Origin of the sequence: Fibrobacter sp. UBA7003 (assembly GCA_002449765.1) — a bacterium.
Classification (GTDB): domain Bacteria; phylum Fibrobacterota; class Fibrobacteria; order Fibrobacterales; family Fibrobacteraceae; genus Fibrobacter.
This window is the reverse complement of sequence record DJXN01000007.1, coordinates 36,744-58,073: the sequence shown is the minus strand read 5'-3', so window position 1 is coordinate 58,073 and position 21,330 is coordinate 36,744. Positions and strand designations below refer to the sequence as shown.

Below are 21,330 nucleotides of genomic sequence, written 5' to 3'. Positions count from 1 at the left end.
TCGACACGCTCCATTGCTGGAAGGCGGGCGCGGGGCTTTTTTGGGACGGATTTTCTATCTTTGTCTCCGGATTTTTTATGACCTTTGAGGAGTAGGACTATGGCATCGGAAAATGCGATTATCGAGCGTGCTGAAATGTATCTGCGGAAACTTTCTTGCGGAGTGAATCCGCTGACGGACGAGATATTGCCCGAAGGAGATTCCTGCCGCCAGGAGCGCATCTGTAAGTGCCTTGCCTACGTCGCCTCCCTGTTGCAGCAGCGCCTGAACCACGACGAGGTGGCCCCGGTGCAGGAGCTTCCGCGCAAGCAGCAGGTACCGCGTGCGCAAAAGCAGATGCCTTCGCTGAAGGAACTCGCCATCGATTCCGAGATGCTTTCGCATTACCGTTTTTTCGACTACCCTGTTTCTATCTCGCGCGTGGTGCGTAACGTGAACGAACTGCTGCCGAAGGGCATGAATACGCTTGCCTATGCCGACGTGGCGAACTTCCTGGTGCACGAGGGAATCCTTTCGCGCCAGGAGACGGAAAACGGCAAGGAAGCGAACCTGCCGACGGCCCTCGGCGAAAGCTACGGCTTCGAGAAGGGTGAATCCGAACTCCGCGGACACCACAACATCTACACGCAGTGCTGGCAGCGCGCGCAGCAGTTTATCCTCGACAATATCCAGAAGTGTGTCGCTATCGCGAACGAACGCATCGCCCGTACGGGGGATGCTCCCGTGAAGGAACGCCCCGCCCGCAGGGAAAAGCAGAAGTTCCATCTGGATGGTGAACAGCTCGCGAAATATCCCGCCGACGAGACCGCCGTTCCCGTGAGCGAGATTGCGCGGCGCCTCAATGCGCTCCTGGAACCGGAAGGGGACATCGCGAAGATATACTACAAGACGATCCGTGACTGGTATGTGTCGGAAGGCTACCTTGAATTCAAGAACAACGGCGATGGGAAACCCGCGTTCCTCCCGACCGAGAAGGGCTCCGTGGCGGGGCTCCTCGTGGAATCGAGGACGGCATACAATGGTGAAATCTACGACGTGGTCATGTACGACCAGCCGGCCCAGAGGCTCTTCCTGGATTACCTGAGTCGCGCGGGCGGCTCTATGGAATTAGCCGTAGAGGAAGCCGAGGGTGACGGCCACGGCGGTTAACAGCACAATCTGCCTTACGATGTGAAGCTCGTGGGAATTCATGGGCATAAAATACAAAGTTGACCTCCAAAAGGCCAACTCCGTAAGCAATGAATAATTTTCGGGGTGCGGAAGTGTGATTTCCCGCATGTTTTTTGCGCTTTTTAGGAATTCGGAACTTGCCGGGGCGTAGCAGAAGCCTCCGCTATAGTTTTTGCCGACGCACAGGTGCTGGTAATCCCTGGTGTTGGTTTTGCGGCCCTCCTCGAGTTCCGCCCATTCCTTGAGCGATGGCAGGTGGAACCCTTCCGGGCATGCCTTCTGGGCTCCGTCCCAGTTTACCTTCCGTAGGGGAATCCGCATTGTCGACCATCCAGGTCTGGTTCCCGATGGTGGCGCATCCGGCCAGCAGGAGCGCCGCTAACGCGGATATGGCCCGGAAAAATTTCATGGAGACTTAGTTGGTGCCGCTATTGAGTCCCTTGACGGGCACGAGGGTCTGCTTGCCGTCGGCGCCGATGACCACGGCGATGCCGGCGAGGTAGTTGATCCAATGGCGGTCTTCGAAATAGCGGAGCCCGATTTTCCTGTTGGAGATGGAGATCACGAGCGGGACGAGGAACTGGTCATGCGAGCACACGACGCTGATGCGGCTTTTCTTCGAGATGACGCCCACCAGGAAGTCGTCGACAAACTGCTTGGTACGTTCGTCCAGGTCGTAGAAGGCGTCGGCATATTCGCCGTTGTATGCCCAGCCCGTGGTCACCATGTAGTTCATGTCGGTGCCCTGGGACTTGTATTCGTCGTACTTCGCGTTGTCCTTGATGTACCAGCTGCCGTTGAGGATGGGGTAGGCGTCGTGGACAAATTCGGTTTCTCCGCGGCCGACGGCGATGTTCTCGAGGGTTTCGCGCGTGCGGACGTATTCGGAGTGGGCGTAGTAGGCGCCTTCGGCGGATGCAATCTTTTCGCCTACGCTACGGGCCTGGTAAATGCCTACGTCGGTCAGGTGGGAGGTGCGTCCGGAACTTGCTTGCCTGTCGGCATGGCGCAACACGAACACGACCTTGTCGTCGGCTTTCAGGGAGGCGAAAACTTTGTTGATGCTGACGAAGGTGGAACCGAAATCGGCGGCGGTCGGGTCGTAGGCGCTCTCGTCGGTATCGTAGAAGATGGGGCCCGCGTAGGTTGTGTCGCAGTAGACGGCGTCGCCCTTGCCGTCTTCGAGGGGCTTCACGGTGCAGGTCGTCTTGTAAGAAGGTTCATCGACGTCCGTCCCTACGGCATAGGGATCGACGGGGGTAGCTGCGGAGGATTCGGGCTGCAGTGCGACCGACGAACTGCTCTCCGTCGGGCTCTGCGTCGCGGAGTCGGAAGAGCCGATCTGGCTATCCGGGCTGGTGGAGGATGTTTCCGCGGCGGTGGAACTCTGGGGCTGGTTGCTGTCGGAACTTGTGGTCGGGGCGCTCGGCGAATCGTCGCCGCAGGCCGACAGGGAAAGCGCGAGACATGCGGTTGCTGCAAGGTAGGACAGTTTCATATGGAACCTCTCGGGTAAATCTCTACTTGTATTTACTTTGAAAAATACATAAAAAAATAAAGGAGGGGTATTTTTTTGCCCATTTTACCCTCCAAAAACCGATAAAGTGCAAAAACTGCTGAGGAACGTTATTGCGGAAAATGTCCCCTGAATCTATATTTTGAGTAAATGAAATGGTTAGGATGCATAATCGGGTGCCTCGCCCTTGCGCTGTCTGTCGCCTGTTCGGACGATATCAGTTCTATCGACCCGGATAGCGAGGGAACGCAAAATAAATGGCTGACGTTCAGTGCCATGGTATCCTTCGATAAGCAAATCCATCATGATTCGGTAACCTTGACCCTGCTGGATTCGTCCTTGACCGAAATCCGGACATACCCGATGATTCCCAGCACCATGCTGTATTACGAATCGTACCAAACGGAGCCGCTGAGGCTGCCGAAGACGACTCCGGTTCCCTATGTCAAGATAACCTTGCATACCTCCGCTTCCATCCACGGCAAAAAGGCGAAACTGTTGTTCTCGCGGTTTGCGTCGGTCGACGAATATGCGCCGGCGCTCAATATTTATACGGCGCTGGCCGCGAAACCCATAAGGCGCCTGATGCTGTCGGATTCCCTGTCTCTCGATTCCGCGACTGCGCTCGCCTACGCAGGTATCGACGATTTTTTCGGTATCGAGAATTACAACTTCGAAAGCGGGTATTTCACAAACAGCCCCGAGTATTTGCTGCCCTATGTCTACTGCCGCTACTTCATTTCGGATTCCATATTCTACAGCGATTTCCACGAGCTCGAAGACGCCATCGACAGGGGGGAATGGGGCGATACGCTTTTCCGCGTGCGCGCCGCCGACGCCTTGATGCGCTACTACGACAAGGGCGGATGGATTGACGCCCGTGGCATGGAGCTTCTAACCAACGGTTACAATTCCCCTATAATAAATTTCCGCGAAAACGCACTCGGAATTGAATCCTGCTCCATCGAACGGAGCGGGGACACGATTGCCGTTGCGAACCGCCGGAGCGAATTCTATGACAGCGTGCTCGTATGCGACTATACAGGCAACAATATCATGAACCCCAAGATTCCCTACTGGCGGCGCATCACCCCCGACGAACGAAAATACGGGTACTGCATTAACGGCAAGGAAACCCTCATCGAAAAGGATTCGACATTCTACCTTTGCAGCGGGAACGGCTGGCAAGAAGTCAATGACATGAACACCGTGCTCAAGTCCATATACAAGGAATGCTACAGGTGGGACCAGCAAAGCATCTGCGAATTCAGGGGCACGCCCTACATCTGCAGTTCCTACCTGTATATCGATTCGACATACGCCAGCATGGGCTACACGGAAGAAAAGACAGGATACGCCTGGATGAACGATACCGCGGCCATAAACAAATACTATCCTGAAGGTATTCCGGATACGATTGTCAAGGTCGAATACAGCGAGGAACCATGAAGATGTTCCGGGCTCCATATTCCATAGCGATCCTGTTGCTTATATGCATGGCCATGATGGCCGCATGCACTACCGACACGTACTATGCGGACGATTACAGGAATTGCGACAGGGAATTCGGCCTCAAGGAAGCAGATTCCGGCGCAGTCGAAAAAGTCGCTGTCGATACCCTCCGCTCGATCGAGGGGGGATTCAACCTGGCATCCTTCCTGGAACCGGTAAAGCTCGAAATCGGCTCCCTGGACAAGGACCTGGAAAAACAGGAATCGGTCACGGCACGAATCGAGCGGAACAGGATTTCCTTTACCTACAAGGTAAAGGAGATGTTCTTCACGGAACCGTATGTGGAATTCGACCTCACCTGCAGATTCCGCGATTCGAAGGACACGACCGAGATGCAGTTCCGCTCCATCGCGAAGCTTTCTGACAAAAGCGCGAGAAACATCAACCTGTACCGACTTCTCGAAAGCGAATACCTGAAAAACCTCATACAGAAGGAGGGCGAGTCGTTTGACCTTGCGCAGAAGCATACGCACCAGGCGATTCACGATTTGCTCGACCCGGAGACGGAATTCAAATACGGTATCGGGAACGCTCCCTACGGATACGACACGCTCGAAACCTTCGCATATCTCTACAGCCTGTTCTTTATGAAGGACACGACTTTCTACAAGAATTTCAAGAAGCTCTCCAAGGCGGTCGGCGGCGAGAAAAAATGGGACGAGGTCCTTTCCCGGAAGAAGATTTCGGACAAGCTAATTGAGCATTACAGGCTCGGGCAATCGCAGTGCGACACGACCGTCCGCAACGAACTGAAGAAGGATATCGACTGGACACTGCTTCGCTATGACATGGCGCGACATATTGTAGGCGATACCATGACTTGCACGGCGGATACGGTGGCCCCGCGCGATACCGTCGATGTTCCCGATACAACGGCGAAGGATTCCTTGCACGAAGTGACCGCCGCCGAAAAGTTCGGGGAGTGTACCATCAACCGCGAACAGCAGAAGGTGATGCTCGATACGGGAAAGTACTACATGTGCAAGGGCAAGGAATGGGTTCCCATCATGTCGCCCGCCTATTACGAAGACTACGGGGAAGAGGGCGATATCATGATCCGCGACGGGGAATATTTTAGATGTGACGGTGGATTTATGTGGATCCGCATTCCGGACGAGTTCGTCGTTCCTCCGGTCAAGGATTTGCAGCGGTGCGTTCTGGGAAACATAGCGCAATACGGTGACAAGGTTTACAGGTGCCACGGGTATTATCGCGACGGCGAATATGTCGGCACGTTCTGGTACGAACTGGCCGCGGACACCATTCCCGCTGTCCAGAGGAACGGCTTGTTCTGCGTCGATTCTACAAGCGGGCGCAAGGAAGAAGTCAACGGCCGCTACTGGACCTGTGTCCATGACGGTGCGCGCTATGCGTGGAGGGAAATGACTTTCACCAAGTCCATCGTTTACGCGTTCAGCCGGGAACACAAGGACGAATGCAAGAATGGCCCTGTAGGAACGACCATTTACTGGAACGAGGCGATAAGCAATTACTATTCGTCGAACGCCTACTCTGCATGCAGCGATGAGGCGCCTGAATGGGACTACATGGAGCTCGATGAACGGAATAATTACGGGATAGGCATTCTTGACGGGGGAGTATTCGTGGATTCTTCCACCATCGTCGCCCGGCATGGGGATTTTACGTATACCGTCAAGAGGATGCGTCCCTGGTACAAGCTCTTCGGTGTCGTCAATGTCGAGGCGGATATCGGCGGCAAGGAATACGGGGCGATTTTCAGGAACAAGGTTCCGTACCTTTCCGGCAAGAAGGGGACCGATTCCATAGCAGTCGAGTCCTTCCCCGGAAAGAGCGCAAGTTTCGATAGCTTTGTCGCGCAGTATATGCATTCGGATGGCGTGCTCCCCGCTTTCGGCGTGCGGTTCACGCGCGTTGGCGAAGATTCGTTCATGGATTTCGAGAAGGCGGCGGGCTTCTGCCCGGATGGTTTCCACCTGCCCGATACGACCGAGTGGACGGAAGATCTGCTGAAGAGCTTCCCGGTGGAAGAGCGCTATAGCCAGGACAGTCCGCTGAAGGTCCGCTACGATGGGACGACCTACCTCTACGATATCTACTGGACTTCGGCTTCGAAGGATTCGGAAACGCATTACTGCTATGAGGTACGCTACGAGGGCAATACCGGTCCGCTGGGCCGCACCGTCGAATGTCCGAACGATCTCTATCCGGGCGTGCAGACGTTGTGCTTCAAGGACGGGGAGGAGGAATGATGCGGAACTTCGTGAAAATGCTTTTGCTGATGGCCGCGCTTTCGGTGTCCGTATTCCTTGTCGCTTGCGGCGGGGAGGGCGGCGATTCGGTTTCGGGCGGCAGGCATATCGAGGGGAACATCTATCCCGAAAGCCGCTGGACCGCCTTGCAGGGAGGATTTTACCTGCACGTGCGCCTTGTCCCTGTCGCTGTCGAGGTGACGCTGCTTGACGAGCGTCTCGATTCCATCGGGAAGGTCGACGTGAAACTCGTGCGCCACCGTAACGGTGCGACTTCCTTTGCCTCCGACTCGTTGGATCTCGCTTCGTCGCTATTGCGCATAAAGTTTACCTGCGTCTACGCGGATTCTTCCAGCGGACTCAAGATGGACTTTGTGCAGTATGTCGATATTGACAAGGACAGCGTGACGGTGCTTTCCCTGTCGGAAGCGCTGCAAAGCAAGCGTATCGAATTCCTGGTACAGGAAGACGGGTTCGATCTCGAGGGCGCAAGGCGGAAAGCGAACCGCGAAATCCGTTCACTGCTCGATTACGACACCCAGGGCGATTTATCCATGACGGTCTATATCAACCAGATATGCATTATCGAAAAGCCCGATACCGCCTTCTATGCCAATTACATGAAACTGCGCGATGCCATGGGCGAAGACAAGACTTGGCGAGACTTCTTTTCGGAAACCGAGATTGGGGACACCCTCTTCAACCGCAACAGGTGGGAGGATTTCTGGATAAAGTCGTTCGGGCTTCCGTCATGCGATAGCTCGAATTTCAAGGATACCGCGAGCGTGACGAACAAGGAGAGCGCCCATTACGGGAAGGTATTTGTATGCGACAATCCTGAATACGAGAACAAGTACAAGTGGCGCCTGATGACGGATTTCGAGATGGATATTGGCGTGTGCACTCCCGCCCTGCGTGATACGGCCAGCTCCGGGCACGTGGTGTACATATGTGACTCGGCAAAGACGGAATGGAGGAAGATGCCCGAAAAGCAGGGGCTCCTCTACCTTTACGGCGAATGCAAGGGCGAAGTCGAAGGCGACAGCGTCCTTTACGATTCGGTTTACTACGTCTGTGCCAGCCACGAGGATTGGCTTTCCAGGGTCATCTGGGAATGGAAGGTGCCCTTGGATGACCAATGGAGCGATCCGGTGAACATCTTTGTCCGTAAGCACGAGGGCCTGTGCAATGGCGGGCGCTCTGGCGAAATGGCCCTGATCGAAGGCAAGTATTACCTGTGCAAGGATTCGGTGTGGAAGGAAAGCGACAGGAATACCTATTTCCTGGGCGAATGCGACAGCCTGGGGAGAGGCAAGAAGGCCCACCATGATTCAGTCGGCTACTTTATATGCAGGCCGGATGAATGGCCCAGGTCTGGCTCGAAATGGGAAGAGGTCCTGATACCAGACTACTACGGAGACGAATGCAAGCCGGAACTTGCCGGCTATGTGAAGAAGTACGATGGAACCCTGTATATCTGCAGGGCCAGGGCCGGATTCTCGGGTTCCCACTGGGAAGTCCCGTCTTATACGGACATTGCGGAACCTGTAAGGAACGGCAACCTTTGCGAGATGGCGAACGAGGGCGAGGTTGTCGAATATGGCGGCGTGGGCTACAAGTGCGGCTTCCCGGTATGGGAGAAGGCCACCGATTATGAGCTCAAGGTGCACAGGGCGATAGTGCGCAACAAGTACAAGCCGGACCTTTGCTTCAATGGCACGGACCGGACATCCATCTTCTGGGACGAAGCTGACACTGCGCTTTACGGCTGCGTCGAAAAGTTCACGGAGGCGAACTACGGATGGGGACAGGTGCGCTACGAAATGAAGTATGCAGCCTTTGCGGATATCCATGATCCGAGAGACGTGGCCGGCGGCATATACGAGAATGGTGACTATATCATAACCAGGAATGGATGGAAATACTCGTTCTACATTAGCGGTCTGAGCAGCAGCGGAGACAAATACGGGTTATTGGTCCTCCAGTCGGTCGTTCCGGAAACAGGTGTGCCGTTCGAAATCACGGGTGGCATGACATTGAACGATCTTAGGGGGGAGATGGTGATTCGTGCCGCGATCGGCGACAGTGCCGTGGCGCTTGACGCGGTTGATGGGAAAAGCGCATCGTTCGATGCCTACTTTACGGACTGGAAGCAGCAGGTGGTGGAATCGACCGGTTGCCCGGATGCGACTATCACCGGAATCAGCTGCGTTTCGGACTGGGGTACGTCTACGGTCGACGTGGTATTCAACCATTACAACGAGAATTCCTACACGACCTGGGAACAGGCGAAGGACTTCTGCCCCGAGGGGTCGCACATCCCGAGCGCGGATGAATGGCTGTACCAGAATTATGCGGATTGGTTCAGTATCGCGAAGGATCGCGCGCTGCGGGTAAGGCAGAAGAAGGATTCCGGCGATTACGGGACTTTCGATGTAGAGTACAGCTTCGTGTGGACCAGCACGGAAAAGGATTCGGAGACGCAGTACTGCTTTGAATATGCCAAGGCGGACAACGGCTGGTATGGAGAGAAGGGCATTATGAGCGGGATTGTCGAATGCCCCAAGGACCTCTACCCGATGGTGCAGGCGATTTGCGTTAGCGACAGGAGGGAAGAATGAGAAATGCTCGCTTCGTGAAGTTCCTGGCAGTTCCCGCCCTCCTGTGTGCAATGCTACTGGCCGGCTGTTCCATGACGGATTACGAGATTGAAAAGGAAGGCCATACCTGGAGATTCGTGGGACTCGTCGACGATTCTACGGCCCTCGTGAGCGTAGCGCTCGAGCAATGGGGGGAGGAACACGACCATCACCTGATGGGATGGGACGACGATTTCCACTGGACGAAGGATGCAAGCTACTATCCGGTAAGGATGAATTCGTACTGGCGTGGAAAGGGAAACAGTTCCGTGCAGGACACTTTACCCCAGAAGGCCGAAACGGACGACTATACCATTCGCTACGAAGATCTCGACAAGTACTCCTCGACCTGCGGGGCGATACTGAGCGACAGGAAGGGCAATGACCTCGATACCCTGGAACTGGAACGGTGCAGTTCCGATTCGGCAAGGTTCGTCGGGAGCTATGTCAGGATAGACAACGGCTTTTATCTTGTACAGGATGACCGGTTCCCCAGACAAAGGCCCGCCTACCGTTTTGAACATACGGGAGGGGCAATCAAGTTTACCGACGCGAACGGCGACTACATTATCTATGGCGGGAAACCGTAACGATGGCGCTTGAACGGGAAAGGGTGTCGCACGAGTTTCCGGCGGTTTACGACCGGGAATCGCGTGTGCTTCTGCTGGGGTCGATTCCCTCGCCCAAGTCGCGCGAGGTGGGGTTCTATTACGGGCATCCGCAGAACCGGTTCTGGAAAGTGCTTGCCGCCGTCCTGGGCGAAGATGCCCCTGCGACCATTCCACAGAAAAAAGTCATGCTCAAAAAGCACCATGTTGCGCTCTGGGATGTGCTGGAAAGCTGCACTATCGTAGGCGCGAGCGATACGAGCATCGAGGACGTGGTTCCGAACAAAATAAGCGGTCTCGTGAAGGCCTCGAAGGTTTCGCGCATCTTTTGCACGGGCGCCACGGCTTACAGGCTGTACCAAAAATACTGCGCTGCCGAAGTGGGAATCGATGCCGTGAAGCTGCCCTCGACATCGCCCGCGAACTGCGCCGTCTCGATGGAAAAGCTTGTCGAGGCTTATCGGGCGATTCTGTAGCGACCGCAAATTTGTATTTTTGTTCCCGAGAGGTTTTTTATGAGCATTTCGATGCAAGATGTGATGAAAGAGTCCGGCGTGGCATTCGGTACGAGCGGTGCGCGCGGTCTGGTGACGGCGATGACGGACCGCGTGTGCTATGTTTACGCGCGCTGCTTTATCAAGTACTGTGAGGCGAGCTACAAGTGCGAACGCACGATTGCGATTGCGGGCGACCTGCGCCCGAGTACGGAACGCATTTTGAAGGCGCTCGTGAAGGCGGGCGAGGACAGCGCGTGGAAGGTCGTGTACTGCGGCCGCATCCCGAGTCCGGCGATTGCGCTGTACGGCATCGACAAGGCGCTCCCGACCATCATGGTCACGGGCAGCCACATCCCCGCAGACCGTAACGGCATCAAGTTCAACCACCCGCAGGGCGAGATTTCCAAGAAGGACGAACAGGGAATCGTTTCGCAGTCCGTCGACTTTGACGAGGCGATTTTCGATGCAAGCGGCATGCTGAAGAATGCCCCGGAACTCCCCGCCGTGGAGATGGAAGCGGAAGAGAACTACCTGAAGCGCTACCCTGCGTTCTTCGGCAGCAGGGCTCTCTTGGGCCTCACCATCGGCGTGTACCAGCATTCCGCCGTGGGCCGCGACATCGTGGTGAAGGTGCTCGAAAGCTTGGGCGCCACGGTGAAGCCCTTCGCCCGCAGCGAGACGTTTATCCCGGTCGATACGGAAGCTATCCGCAAGGAAGACGAAGACCTTGCCCGCGATTTCGCACACAAGGATTTTGTCGATGCGATTTTCAGCACCGACGGCGACTCTGACCGCCCGCTTTTGGCAGACGATACCGGCATGTGGCTGCGTGGCGACGTGCTGGGCATCCTCGCTGCCCAGGCGCTTGGCATCAAGCGCATTGCAACTCCGGTGAGTTGCAACACGTCGCTCGAAAAATGCGGCAGCTTCGAGAAAATTTGCCGCACCCGCATCGGTAGCCCGTACGTGATTGCCGGCATGGAAAGCCTGGTGGATGCAAACGTCTCTGTCGCTGGCTACGAGGCGAACGGCGGCTTTTTGCTGCAGACGGACCTCACGCGCAAATTCGAGGATGGCACGCGAACGCTCCCGGCTCTCCCGACTCGCGACGCGCTGCTCCCGATGCTTGCCGTGATGGTGCGCGTGCGCGAAGAACGCCTCTGCGTCGTCGACCTCCTGAAGAAACTCCCGAAGCGCTTTACGCTCAGCGACCGCCTCAAGGAATTCCCGACCGCGACATCGAAGGCGAAGCTTGCCGAAATCCGCGAGCAGAAACTCGGCGAAAAGCTTTTCGGCGCGCTGACCGCGAAGCCGAGCCGTTTCGCGAAGCCCGGTGCCGACGGCAAGATGCCCGCACCCTTCCACGGCGACATCGTCTCCATCGACGAGACCGACGGCTACCGCATGGAGTTCGATTCCGGCGATATTGTGCACCTGCGCCCGAGCGGCAACGCTCCTGAGTTCCGTTGCTACGTGGAAACGGGCGACAAGGAACGTTCCGCCGAGCTCCTTGCCGGCTGCATGAAGATCATGGAAGGCTGGCGCGGCTAATTTTTGTATCTTGTCCCATATGTCCAAGAAAATCCTCCTGCCCCTGCTTCTGCTAAGCGTCGCCGCGTTTGCCGCGAGCGGCCGCTACTGGAATACGGGGCTCGGGGGCACGACGATGAAGTTCCTCTCGATGCAGGCTTCGCCTCGAAGTGCAGCCCTCTCCGGTGCGGGTGTCGCCTCGCCTGTGCGCCTCTCCGAACTGACGCGCAACCCGCTGGCCGCCACGACCGTCTCGCAGGCGGAGATAGGGTTCAGCCAGATTGTCTTTGGCGATGCGGGTGCAGACAACTTTGTCTCCATTTACTACGGGCTTCCACTCAATGACCTGTTCGTGCTTTCGATGGGGCTCGAGTTCCTGGGCTATGGCGATATCGAGGGCCGCGACGAGGAAGGATTCGTCACGTCGGACTATTCGGCCTATGCTTGGGCGGCCCAGGCGGGAATCGGCAATCACGGCCGCCCGTTCGCATGGTCGTTGCAGACGCGTTTTGCCTACCAGGCGATCGACGATGAATCGACGCTAGGCATTTTGGCCGATGCGGGCGCATCCTACCGTGTGAACCGCTTTGTCGCGTTCGGTGCGGCGGTTACGAATTTCGGCTACGTGACCGAAAGCGAATACAGCGGCGAACATGAAGCCGCCCCGATGGCCTTGCAGGCGGGAATCATGGGTTCCATTCCTGTAGGTAGCCTCCTGCACCTGGAAAGCATGTGGGACGTGCACCTCTCCGCCGATATCTACAGGCGTGCCGACATGGAAGATTTTGAATGGCGCTTCGGTGGCGAAATTTCGTATCAGGAATTCGTTTCGCTTCGCGCCGGCTATGCGTTGCGCCCCGAAACCGAGGACGGTCTGAGTGCGGGTATCGGCATTGCCTTCGGTTCCTGCGTGTTCGATTACGGTTATTCGCCGCGTCCGGCTCTCGCTTCGGGCAACCATTACCTCGGAGTGAGCTACAGATTCTAGCCTTCTCGCTATCCGTGCTTCTGTATCTGGTAGCAGAGGCAGCCCCTGCTGATGCCGAGTTTCCTTGAAGCCTTGCACTTGTTCCAGTCGCATGAATCCAGGGCGTCCTTGATGATGTCCCAGTCGGGGGCGTTTTTGCGTCGCCTTGTCCAGATGCGCATGATGTTCTTTTTGGAATCGAATACCGCCGGCGTGGCGAATTCTTCTTCGAGGATTTCTTCGAGCTTGATTCCGTGCGGACAGAGGAGGGCGAACCGCTGCAATACGTTTTTCAGCTGCCGCACGTTGCCGGGCCAGCTGAACCGCTGTAGCGCCGCGAGGTTGTAGGCGGTGAGCTTGTTTGGAATCTCTTCGAGGGTGGCCGTGCTTACGTTATCGAGAATACCGTTCCATATTGACGTGGCGATGTCGTCGAAATCGTCGCGTTCGCGCAGGGGAAGGATCTGCACCGGGAATACGTTCAACCTGAAAAAGAGGTCTTCGCGGAATCGCTTTGCGGAGATTTCCTCCTTGAGGTTCCTGTTGGTGGCGCAGACGAGCCTGAAATCGACGGGGATGCTCCGGGTGCTTCCGATGGGCATTACCGTGCGTTCCTGCAGTATCCGCAGCAGCTTGCTTTGCGCCTCCAGGGGCAGCTCCCCGATTTCGTCGAGGAAAAGGGTCCCTCCGTTCGCGGCTCGCACGATTCCCTTCTGGTCGCTTTCGGAGCCGGTGTATGCGCCCTTTATCGAACCTTCCAGCGTGCTCTCGATAAGGTTCTGCGAAAGTGCCGCGCAGTTGACGGCGATGAAGGGACCGTGCTTGCGGTGGCCGTGTTCGTGGATGTAGCGTGCGGCGACTTCTTTCCCGGCGCCCGATTCTCCCTGGATGAGGACGGGGACGGAAGATTTTGCGGCGATGTTCAGCAGTTCGTTCGGTTGTTTCATGGGTGTCTCCTACCCTAAAAACGATTGAAACGCCATTTTGTTCCCTGCCGATGCCGTTTTTTTACATTTACGGCGCAATTTTTACAAAACCTTGCCGCGCACTCCCCATTTTTCTATCTTGTCGCCCGCGCGGCGGTAAAATGCCGTCGCAGACATAGACACAAAAACCAAGTGGCTGGCCAGATGGGTAGGCTTGGGCACGACGGTCGCGAGGAAAGTGACTGCGCTCGAAGCCGAGAGGTTTGGTGGCCCGAAAGGAAAAAATGAGTCAAAGAATCGTATGCAAGTTCGGCGGCAGCTCTGTCGCCGATGCCGGCCAGTTCAAGAAGATCAAGGCCATCGTTGAATCCGACAAGAACCGCAAGGTCATCGTCGTTTCCGCCCCCGGCAAGCGCAATCCTAAGGAAACAAAGCTTACCGACCTCCTCTATAGCACCTACGACCTCGCCTCGAAGGGCCTCGACTTTTCGACCCCGTGGAACCTGATCCGTCAGCGCTATGACGAAATCTGCAAGGACCTCGGTCTCGAAGACAAGCTGACCGAAGACCTCGACAGCCTCGAAGACAAGCTGAAGAACCACCCCGAATCCGTCAGCACCGACTTCCTCGTGAGCCGTGGCGAATTCCTGTGTGCACGCCTCATGGCCAAGTACCTGGGCGCAAACTTCGTCGACACGTTCCCGCTGATCACCTTCGACGACAAGTACCGCATTGTCCCGAAGACCTACGAAGACATCGCGAAGACCTTGTCTGACGAGAACCAGCTTTACGTGCTGCCGGGCTTCTACGGCGCAAACCTCCGTGGCGAAGTCAAGACCTTCAGCCGTGGCGGCTCCGACATCACGGGCGCCATCCTCGCTAACGGCATCGATGCCGCCAAGTACGAAAACTGGACCGACGTTTCGGGCATGCTCATGGCTGACCCGCGCATCGTCGAAAATCCGCTGCCCATCGAATACGTGAGCTACCGCGAAATCCGCGAACTCGCTTACTCCGGCGCTTCTGTGCTCCACGACGAATCTATCGCTCCGTGCCGCGCGAAGAAGATTCCTATCAACATCCGCAACACGAACCGCCCCGAAGACGCGGGCACCATTATCGGCCCCACTCCGGAAGAAGCAAAGCTCCCGATTACGGGCGTTGCCGGCCGTAAGGGCTTCTCGATGATCTACATCGAGAAGTCCATGATGAACAAGGAAGTCGGTTTCGGTCGCCGCGTGCTCGCCGTGCTCGAAAGCGAAGGCCTTTCTTACGAACTGTGCCCGAGCGCCATCGACTCCATGAGCATCGTGGTGGATAGCAAGGCTCTCGACGCCGTGCAGGACGTGGTCCTCGAAGACATCACGCAGCAGATGCGCCCCGACCGTATCAAGGTGTTCCCGGGTATCGCGCTCATCGCTACCGTGGGTCATGGCATGACGAACAAGATCGGTGTTGCCGCGAAGCTGTTTACCGCTCTCGCCGAGAACAAGGTGAACGTCCGCATCATCGACCAGGGTTCTTCGCAGATCAACATCATCACCGGTGTTGACGAAGCCGATACCGAGAAGGCCATCAAGGCCATCTACGGCGCGTTTGTGAAGTAACTCGCAATTGTCATCCCCGCGCAGGCGGGGATCTTAATCAATATTAAAAGACGACCCGGAATAAAATCCGGGCCGTTTTTAATTTATCAAAAATCTGATTTTATCTCTTCCTCACTGTCTTGACGGCGGGACTGATTTTCTGTTCGCTTGTGCCGAGGTATCGGCCTTGCATGTCGAACACACGGGTATTACCCTTTAGGAGCGGTAGGCTTGCGCGCCTTGAAATCGCTGTCGTGCCGGTGCTGTCTGATGCTGTGCCGGTAGTGTCTGCCGATTCGGTGATGTTGAAGTAGTCAATTTGAAAATAGTTGATGGAACTCTGCCCCTTATACCCTTCCACAAGCGCCATGACATCGGTTATCTTGCCCACCTTCAGGCCGAGCTCTTCCCACTTCTTGAAGTGGGCGGCAATGTCGACGTGCCCGCTATCGCGCTTGGTGCGTCGGATGCTGAAATACTGCTTGAACGAGGAGTCGCCCTGGACGCCCATGTGACTGTTGGCGGTGTTCTGCCAGATGTCGTAGGTGTCGCCATCGACGGTGAATTCGCCGAGCCTGGTTCCGAAAGTGGATGTGTCGGCTGTATCTTTGATTATCCAGTAGTCTATGATATAGAATTCGGTTTTCGGCTCGGTGGTATTGCCTTGGATGCCAACCAGAAAATAGGGGGTGCCGAAGCCGCCGCCTTTTGTGCGAAACTTGTAGTCCGCCGCAAAGTTGCCATGCTGGTCGAAGGTCTTTGGCTCGTCGAACTTGGGACCAAAGCGCACGATAGCGTCCGCGACCTTGGAGTAAACTAAGTAGCCGCCATCATCGTAGCACTCCAAATAAGCATTGTAGCCATCGCGCCAGACTTCGTAACTGTAGTTTGTACCGTCTATCGTGCCGGAGGCGTAGTTTTCGCCCTCCGCGGGCCATGCGTTAGGACACCTTTCCGCATAGATAGTCGTAGCCAAGCCCATGGTGAGGGCGATTCCTAAACCCACTAGATTCTTCATGCTACTAATATATACTTTTTGCGGCCCGGTGGGCGTTAATTCTGCTTAACCTTCGCGCCGTTCGCCTTGAAATACTGCGAATTCTCGTTCAGGGAACGGCTGTTCTGTAAACGCCCGTTCAGGAACAATTCGCGTTTTTGCGATTTTTCGTCGCGGGCATGGGATGCGTGGCGATTTTCGCGGGGTGCTTCGTAGATGCGGGTCGGCGGCTCCACGCTCGATTCCAGTTTCCACTTTTCGAGGGAATCGAGACCCGCATTCCCGAGCACGGCCAAGTCATAGCCGATGACCTTCAAAGCCCCCGCGGCGTATGCGGTGTCGAGCTGTTCCGAAATTCTTGCACTGTCTGCGAGTGCGTGCGAGTCGTCGGTGCGGAACAGTTCCAGGTCTACCCAGAATTCAATCCCGTATTGCTTGCAGGCGCTTGCAACCGCCCGCTCGTAGTTGCCTACGGTCGCGGTTTCAGCATGGTGCTTGCCTGCGTCGCTCGCGCCTACGCCATCCTGCACGGCGATTACGTCGGGCTTGAATCCTGTGGCAAAAAGTTTCTCGAAAAACGATTGCAGCTTTGCGGGCGATTCTAGATTCTGGTTGTAGAAGGGTGCTGCCATCACCTTCCAGCCCTTCGCCTGCGCGGCTTCGGTAACGGGCTTCAAGAAATGTTCCGTGAGCATTTCCGGAGTCGCATCGCTGCGCAGGCCGTCCCAGTAGTAGCGCGCGATCTCTTGCGGGATGTACACGCCCGCGACTACGGTCTCGCTCCCGTACAGCGCGTAAATTTCTTCAAGCACTTTCAGGTTGCGTGCAGACAAAGTATCAAGCTGCTCGGCGGTCGGTGGCGTGTACCAGTTTTCGCCATTGTAGTAAAGCCCGAGCCAGACCCTGGTCCCGGTGGCCTTCGCCGCCTCGATGCTCTTGGGGAAAAGTTCGTTGTTCTTGTACTGCGTGTTCTGCAAAAAGTCTAGTTGCGAGGGGTAGTACAAGTGCGTCGCCTCGACCGCGGCGTACTGCAACACGACCTCGTCCATCCCGAGCGCGTGCAGGCGCTGGTGCATGTGCGTGATGGAATCCTGCGGGTAGTAGGCGGTGGACCAGCCCGCGTCGAAAACACCCACGAGCCCCACGGCATGGGCGGTACCGGCAAGCGGCCCCGCCACAAGCGAAAACGCTCCGCACAGGAGCGATGTAATTACTACCCTTCGCACATTGCTGTTTTAATCTTCTTGCGTATCGTCCTTGGCGGGGGTGTCGTCCTTGCTGTCCATTGTGCCCGTCATGAAGTCGTAGCACATTTGATCGGCCATGTCGCCAATGTCGTCGAGCGTCATGCCGCCTGCCGGAGTAGTTTCGACCTCGCCGTCCTTGGTCATCACGAGGTTGTCGCCATCAAGGGCGTACACGATTTCTTCCGTCTGGCCGTCCTTGGTCATGGTTATGGTCACCTTGCTGCCCTTGTTAATGGTGCAGGTCGGGGAATTGGAAGCCGAAGAGGAATCGTCGCCACATGCGGTGAAGAGAACGCTTGCGCCGATAACGGCCGCAAGGAACATTTTTTTCATCGTAATACTCCTTGGAATTTTAGACACAAGTAATATATACCATGAAACCCGCGCGGGAGCAATTTTTTTAGTTGCCCCGAGCGGGAGTGATTTGCTTCACAGGATTTCACGCAAACAGATCTTCTTTCGTAACGATGCCTTGTGCAATGTTGGAATACATTCCTTGCGAAAGGCCTTCGCTTACAATCATTGTAATCCAAGGTGAATGGCGAAGTCCTGTTTCCTTGGAAAACGCCTCCCTGCGATTCAGCAACTTTTGGTATTCGTCCTTGTCAATAGAATAAGGTGTCTGGCTGTATTTGATTTCGCAAAGGTTGACGATTTTGTCCGCTCGTTCAATCACCAAGTCAATTTGTGCTCCTGGTGTAGAGTTTTTACTGCGCCAAGCGTAGCTGATTGTTGAAATGCCGTCGATTCGCAAAGCCTTTTTGATTTGCTGAATGTGCGACATGCAGATACGTTCAAACGACAGGCCCATCCAGGTATTGATTTCGGGCGTGTTGATATGGTGCTGCCAATAATTGTTTTCCAGTTCGGCCTTTTGGATAAATGTCAACCAGAAAATGCAAAAGAAATCCGCCAGTTGAAAAACGAAATCATTTTTCTTGATTTTCTTTTCGCGGACGGGAATCTTGCGCAGCAGGTCACAATGCACAAGGTCGTCTAGCTTTTTACCGAGGAATGCGTTGTTCGAAACCTTAAGTGATTCGGCGAGTTCCTTACGAGTTACGCCGTGCTTGCTTTCGCAAAGTTTCTTGACTATTTCAATGTAGCCTTCTGGACGATTGTAAAGTGTTGCAAAAAGGCGCTTGAACTCGCGGCGCATTTTTTCATCGGGACCGAAGAAAAGTCTGTCAATATTTTGCGCAAAGCTCTCCCTAGGCGAAAGAAGGCTCAGATAGTAGGGGATGCCGCCAAACGCCATGTAGGCCTGCAATACGATATCGCGATTCCATTGGAATCCGTTTTCATTAAAGTACTCTTCGGTTTCTTTCAGGCAGAACGGATGAACGTGAATCTCTTGCGTGATACGGTCGTGAAGGCCGCCCTTGCTATCGACAATATTTGTAATCATCCAGCTTGTAGCACTGCCGCAGACAATCAAGGTGATGTTACTGAACAGAGATGCCCAGCTGTTCCAGAAATAACCGACGGCCTTGGCGATGCCGGATTTTTTCGCGTCCATTGCAGGGAGTTCGTCCAAAAAGATGACGCATGGAGCCCCACTTTCGACGCGGGGCTTCAAGGCTCTTTTTAGCAACTTGAAAGCTTCCATCCAGTCCTTGGGCTTTTCTTCCATGTCGTAACCGAAATCGTCCATGGAGTCGGAAAATGCAGCTAGTTGATCCTTTAGGGATCCGTCAAGGACTCCTGTCATCTTGAATGCAAAGTCGCTTCCGAAGAGCTGGTTTATTAAAAACGTCTTCCCGACGCGCCGGCGACCATAAAGGGCGACGAATTCAGCTTTAGGGCTGTCCTTTAGCGAAAGGAGTAATTTTTGCTCTTCTATTCTTCCGACAATCTTTTCCATACCTCTAAAATAGCATTTTTTTCGTTAAAAAAGTGCTAAAACGATTAAAAATTATGTCAGTTTAGCACTTTTTATTCATTTTATTGCTAAAATGATGTAAAAAGTGGCCGTTTTAGCAATGCCCGAACTTGGAGAGTTCTTCCATGATGCCGTAGATGGCGTCTGCCTTGGCGTTGTCGCAGTCGATAATCAGGGCTATTTTCTTTTCCGTGTCCATAGTTACCGATTTTCTCCTATCTTTGAGAGACGGGAATATAGCATCCTAAGGTCTTTACCATAAGGAGAATAGATCCAGGCTTCATCAAACATTTTTTGTTTAGAATCTTGGTAGTAACTAAAACCATATCCGGAATCCATGATTGACAGAGCGTAAAAGTAATTGTCCTTTTCTCGCTGTTTCTGAATTTTCTCTAACATTCTAGAATCACCTGTCGGAAAGATGAAGTCCGAGATTACAAGCAGGTCTGCCTTGTCGTAGCCGCCCTCCTGCATCATTCGGATGCCTTCATTTAGAGCGGGCATTACATCCGTTCCCCCATGAAAACTACTCTCTAAAAACTTAATCAGGTCTTCAATGCCTTTGGGAGGCTTAAAATCAAAAGTGGTAATGCTCGTACTGAAATTTATCAAATAGCAATCCCTATCCTGCTTATGGGCAATGGAGGCCATGTGGAGTGTTATCGCTTTGGCTATACTTTCAGGAGTGCCGGCCATGGAACCGCTCGTGTCAACGCAAACTATAATGGGACCTTTCTTCTCTTTTTTCTCGACGTCACGCTCTTCTTCGTAGGTTTCTTCATTATGATGCGCAATATAACCTTGTTTTTCAAAGCACATGAGCCTGCTTTCGATGTATTTCATATCGAAAAGCAGAGATGTATCCTCATCGCCAAGCAGAGCCAATTCCTGGGGGAGGGCGTCCTCAATACTCTTGCCAAAGGTTACACCTGTAATTTCTTCCCTAGAATTGCAATCAATGGTAATGGTGTCATAACTGCGGGTGGCTTGAATGGTTTCCTTCTCTATTCTTGACGCCTCTTTGTTTAAATGTCCAAGAGCTTCACACAATTCTTGAATCTTTGGATTATCCTGAAAGAATTTACCCCATTGCAGAACAATCTGGATATCGTGTGCGGAAAGGTTTCCCAATCCAAGATCCCATCCTAAATTTGGAATAGAACCAAGCGTTCTCTTGATTTGGCGGAGGTTGTTCAATATCTCTTGGTACTTGGCGTACATGGCTTGCTTGGCCGATTCCATTTCAGAAATCATCCATTGCACAACCATTTTCTCGTAGGCCTCGCGCCATGATTCCAATATATGCTGGTAAATGGCATCCAGTTCGGCTTGCATTTTATCAGCATTGGCGGAATCTTGCTCCATCAAGTCTTTTGAGTTGGAGTCTTTTCTGGAAGATTTCTTTGCCGGAATCAATGCGTTAACTTTATTTTCCCAAAATGACGTATCAACACCAGGAATGGATTTGGCAAATTCCTTAAGAAGGTCGTTTATACTTTTTTTGCTCGCTTTTTCAATTGAAGAAAGCCTTTCCATTTTCGACAGCTTTTGTCTGATTCTATCAAAGGGGGTATTCGCAAATTTTTGACCAAGTTCATCTACGGTTTTGTCAAGATCTTTCGATAATGAATCGTCAAAAGACTTGGACCATACATCTGAAAATTTCTCGGTTAAGTTTTTGCGAAGCCATTCTGAAAGCTTTTCCCTAATATTTGTTGAATTTTTTGTTTTATAGATTGCGGAACGCTTTTCCTTTTTTTGTCGAAGGATCTCTTCTTCGGCAATCCTGTTGATTTCCCTTTCGCAATAGTCGTCGTACAGACGTTTTTGCTCCGTATTCGAAAGAATCTCATATGCTTCCTGGATTTCCTTGAAATGCGTATCATCGCCACCGTTTTTATCGGGGTGGAATTGCTTCGCTAAGGCTTGATAGGATTTTTTGATTTCATCCACAGAAGCCTTTTCAGAAACCTGAAGAGTTGCGTATAACGAATATGGCGATCCCGAGAATTTGGACATATC

General features: G+C 54.0%; 17 protein-coding genes. 9 read left to right on the top strand and 8 right to left on the bottom strand.

Annotated features, from left to right (window positions below; translation table 11 throughout):
- The first annotated feature begins 99 nt into the window (after positions 1-99).
- A complete protein-coding gene (locus B2952_RS05160; protein WP_290733991.1) occupies positions 100-1,149 on the top strand; it encodes a hypothetical protein in 1,050 nt (349 codons plus the stop codon).
- Here B2952_RS05160 and B2952_RS05155 read toward each other — a convergent pair.
- The gene (locus B2952_RS05155; RefSeq protein ID WP_290727854.1) at positions 1,108-1,491 is read right to left on the bottom strand and encodes a hypothetical protein; all 384 of its coding nucleotides are present in this window, start codon (positions 1,489-1,491) and stop codon (positions 1,108-1,110) included. The two genes, B2952_RS05160 and B2952_RS05155, sit on opposite strands and share 42 nt — an antisense overlap.
- 94 nt (positions 1,492-1,585) lie before the next feature.
- The gene (locus B2952_RS05150) at positions 1,586-2,668 is read right to left on the bottom strand and encodes a histidine phosphatase family protein (RefSeq protein WP_290733989.1); all 1,083 of its coding nucleotides are present in this window, start codon (positions 2,666-2,668) and stop codon (positions 1,586-1,588) included.
- Between the two features lie 168 nt (positions 2,669-2,836).
- Between B2952_RS05150 and B2952_RS05145 the strand changes: the two genes are divergently transcribed.
- From B2952_RS05145 to B2952_RS05115, 7 genes are read left to right on the top strand one after another with little or no spacing between them, the layout of a single operon-like run.
- Complete coding sequence (locus B2952_RS05145; RefSeq protein ID WP_290733987.1) at positions 2,837-4,135, top strand: hypothetical protein; 1,299 nt, start codon at positions 2,837-2,839, stop codon at positions 4,133-4,135.
- Positions 4,132-6,429, top strand: a complete 2,298-nt coding sequence (locus tag B2952_RS05140) for a hypothetical protein (RefSeq protein ID WP_290733985.1) — start codon at positions 4,132-4,134, stop codon at positions 6,427-6,429. The genes B2952_RS05145 and B2952_RS05140 overlap by 4 nt, the downstream gene beginning before the upstream one ends.
- On the top strand, positions 6,426-9,050 hold the full coding sequence (locus tag B2952_RS05135) for a hypothetical protein (protein WP_290733983.1): 2,625 nt from the start codon (positions 6,426-6,428) through the stop codon (positions 9,048-9,050). Before B2952_RS05140 ends, B2952_RS05135 begins: the two co-directional genes overlap by 4 nt.
- Positions 9,047-9,658, top strand: coding sequence for a hypothetical protein (locus B2952_RS05130; protein WP_290733981.1), 612 nt, complete (start codon positions 9,047-9,049; stop codon positions 9,656-9,658). The genes B2952_RS05135 and B2952_RS05130 overlap by 4 nt, the downstream gene beginning before the upstream one ends.
- A 2-nt stretch (positions 9,659-9,660) precedes the next feature.
- Positions 9,661-10,152 carry a DNA-deoxyinosine glycosylase gene (locus tag B2952_RS05125; RefSeq protein ID WP_290727865.1) on the top strand — a complete coding sequence of 164 codons (492 nt, stop codon included), beginning with the start codon at positions 9,661-9,663 and terminating at the stop codon, positions 10,150-10,152.
- A 39-nt stretch (positions 10,153-10,191) separates the two neighbouring features.
- Positions 10,192-11,724, top strand: coding sequence for a phosphomannomutase (locus B2952_RS05120; protein WP_290733979.1), 1,533 nt, complete (start codon positions 10,192-10,194; stop codon positions 11,722-11,724).
- 19 nt (positions 11,725-11,743) lie between these two features.
- Positions 11,744-12,691, top strand: a complete 948-nt coding sequence (locus B2952_RS05115) for a PorV/PorQ family protein (RefSeq protein ID WP_290733977.1) — start codon at positions 11,744-11,746, stop codon at positions 12,689-12,691.
- An 8-nt stretch (positions 12,692-12,699) separates the two neighbouring features.
- Here B2952_RS05115 and B2952_RS05110 read toward each other — a convergent pair whose 3' ends face one another.
- The gene (locus B2952_RS05110; RefSeq protein WP_173366937.1) at positions 12,700-13,617 is read right to left on the bottom strand and encodes a sigma 54-interacting transcriptional regulator; all 918 of its coding nucleotides are present in this window, start codon (positions 13,615-13,617) and stop codon (positions 12,700-12,702) included.
- Positions 13,618-13,880: 263 nt separating this feature from the next.
- Between B2952_RS05110 and B2952_RS05105 the strand changes: the two genes are divergently transcribed.
- Positions 13,881-15,203 carry an aspartate kinase gene (locus B2952_RS05105; protein WP_290733974.1) on the top strand — a complete coding sequence of 441 codons (1,323 nt, stop codon included), beginning with the start codon at positions 13,881-13,883 and terminating at the stop codon, positions 15,201-15,203.
- A 100-nt stretch (positions 15,204-15,303) separates the two neighbouring features.
- Here B2952_RS05105 and B2952_RS05100 read toward each other — a convergent pair whose 3' ends face one another.
- The 5 genes from B2952_RS05100 to B2952_RS05080 all read right to left on the bottom strand — a co-directional run bounded on the left by B2952_RS05100 (position 15,304) and on the right by B2952_RS05080 (position 21,327).
- The gene (locus tag B2952_RS05100; protein ID WP_290733972.1) at positions 15,304-16,200 is read right to left on the bottom strand and encodes a glycoside hydrolase family 11 protein; all 897 of its coding nucleotides are present in this window, start codon (positions 16,198-16,200) and stop codon (positions 15,304-15,306) included.
- Positions 16,201-16,235: 35 nt separating this feature from the next.
- Positions 16,236-17,405, bottom strand: coding sequence for a DUF4434 domain-containing protein (locus B2952_RS05095; protein ID WP_290733970.1), 1,170 nt, complete (start codon positions 17,403-17,405; stop codon positions 16,236-16,238).
- A gap of 9 nt (positions 17,406-17,414) precedes the next feature.
- Complete coding sequence (locus B2952_RS05090; RefSeq protein WP_290733968.1) at positions 17,415-17,759, bottom strand: hypothetical protein; 345 nt, start codon at positions 17,757-17,759, stop codon at positions 17,415-17,417.
- A gap of 106 nt (positions 17,760-17,865) precedes the next feature.
- Positions 17,866-19,290 (bottom strand): ATP-binding protein, encoded by a 1,425-nt coding sequence (locus B2952_RS05085; RefSeq protein ID WP_290733966.1) that lies wholly within the window; start codon positions 19,288-19,290, stop codon positions 17,866-17,868.
- A 219-nt stretch (positions 19,291-19,509) separates the two neighbouring features.
- The gene (locus tag B2952_RS05080) at positions 19,510-21,327 is read right to left on the bottom strand and encodes a DnaJ domain-containing protein (protein ID WP_290733964.1); all 1,818 of its coding nucleotides are present in this window, start codon (positions 21,325-21,327) and stop codon (positions 19,510-19,512) included.
- Positions 21,328-21,330 lie beyond the last annotated feature (3 nt).

Excerpts from the sequence above, each read along its gene's own strand:
- B2952_RS05135 (WP_290733983.1), top strand. The coding sequence starts at position 6,426 with ATGATGCGGAACTTCGTGAAAATGCTTTTGCTGATGGCCGCGCTTTCG.
- B2952_RS05150 (WP_290733989.1), bottom strand. The coding sequence starts at position 2,668 with ATGAAACTGTCCTACCTTGCAGCAACCGCATGTCTCGCGCTTTCCCTG.
- B2952_RS05120 (WP_290733979.1), top strand. The coding sequence starts at position 10,192 with ATGAGCATTTCGATGCAAGATGTGATGAAAGAGTCCGGCGTGGCATTC.
- B2952_RS05080 (WP_290733964.1), bottom strand. The coding sequence starts at position 21,327 with ATGTCCAAATTCTCGGGATCGCCATATTCGTTATACGCAACTCTTCAG.
- B2952_RS05090 (WP_290733968.1), bottom strand. The coding sequence starts at position 17,759 with ATGAAAAAAATGTTCCTTGCGGCCGTTATCGGCGCAAGCGTTCTCTTC.
- B2952_RS05160 (WP_290733991.1), top strand. The coding sequence starts at position 100 with ATGGCATCGGAAAATGCGATTATCGAGCGTGCTGAAATGTATCTGCGG.
- B2952_RS05130 (WP_290733981.1), top strand. The coding sequence starts at position 9,047 with ATGAGAAATGCTCGCTTCGTGAAGTTCCTGGCAGTTCCCGCCCTCCTG.
- B2952_RS05110 (WP_173366937.1), bottom strand. The coding sequence starts at position 13,617 with ATGAAACAACCGAACGAACTGCTGAACATCGCCGCAAAATCTTCCGTC.
- B2952_RS05125 (WP_290727865.1), top strand. The coding sequence starts at position 9,661 with ATGGCGCTTGAACGGGAAAGGGTGTCGCACGAGTTTCCGGCGGTTTAC.
- B2952_RS05105 (WP_290733974.1), top strand. The coding sequence starts at position 13,881 with ATGAGTCAAAGAATCGTATGCAAGTTCGGCGGCAGCTCTGTCGCCGAT.
- B2952_RS05155 (WP_290727854.1), bottom strand. The coding sequence starts at position 1,491 with ATGCGGATTCCCCTACGGAAGGTAAACTGGGACGGAGCCCAGAAGGCA.
- B2952_RS05100 (WP_290733972.1), bottom strand. The coding sequence starts at position 16,200 with ATGAAGAATCTAGTGGGTTTAGGAATCGCCCTCACCATGGGCTTGGCT.
- B2952_RS05085 (WP_290733966.1), bottom strand. The coding sequence starts at position 19,290 with ATGGAAAAGATTGTCGGAAGAATAGAAGAGCAAAAATTACTCCTTTCG.
- B2952_RS05145 (WP_290733987.1), top strand. The coding sequence starts at position 2,837 with ATGAAATGGTTAGGATGCATAATCGGGTGCCTCGCCCTTGCGCTGTCT.
- B2952_RS05140 (WP_290733985.1), top strand. The coding sequence starts at position 4,132 with ATGAAGATGTTCCGGGCTCCATATTCCATAGCGATCCTGTTGCTTATA.
- B2952_RS05115 (WP_290733977.1), top strand. The coding sequence starts at position 11,744 with ATGTCCAAGAAAATCCTCCTGCCCCTGCTTCTGCTAAGCGTCGCCGCG.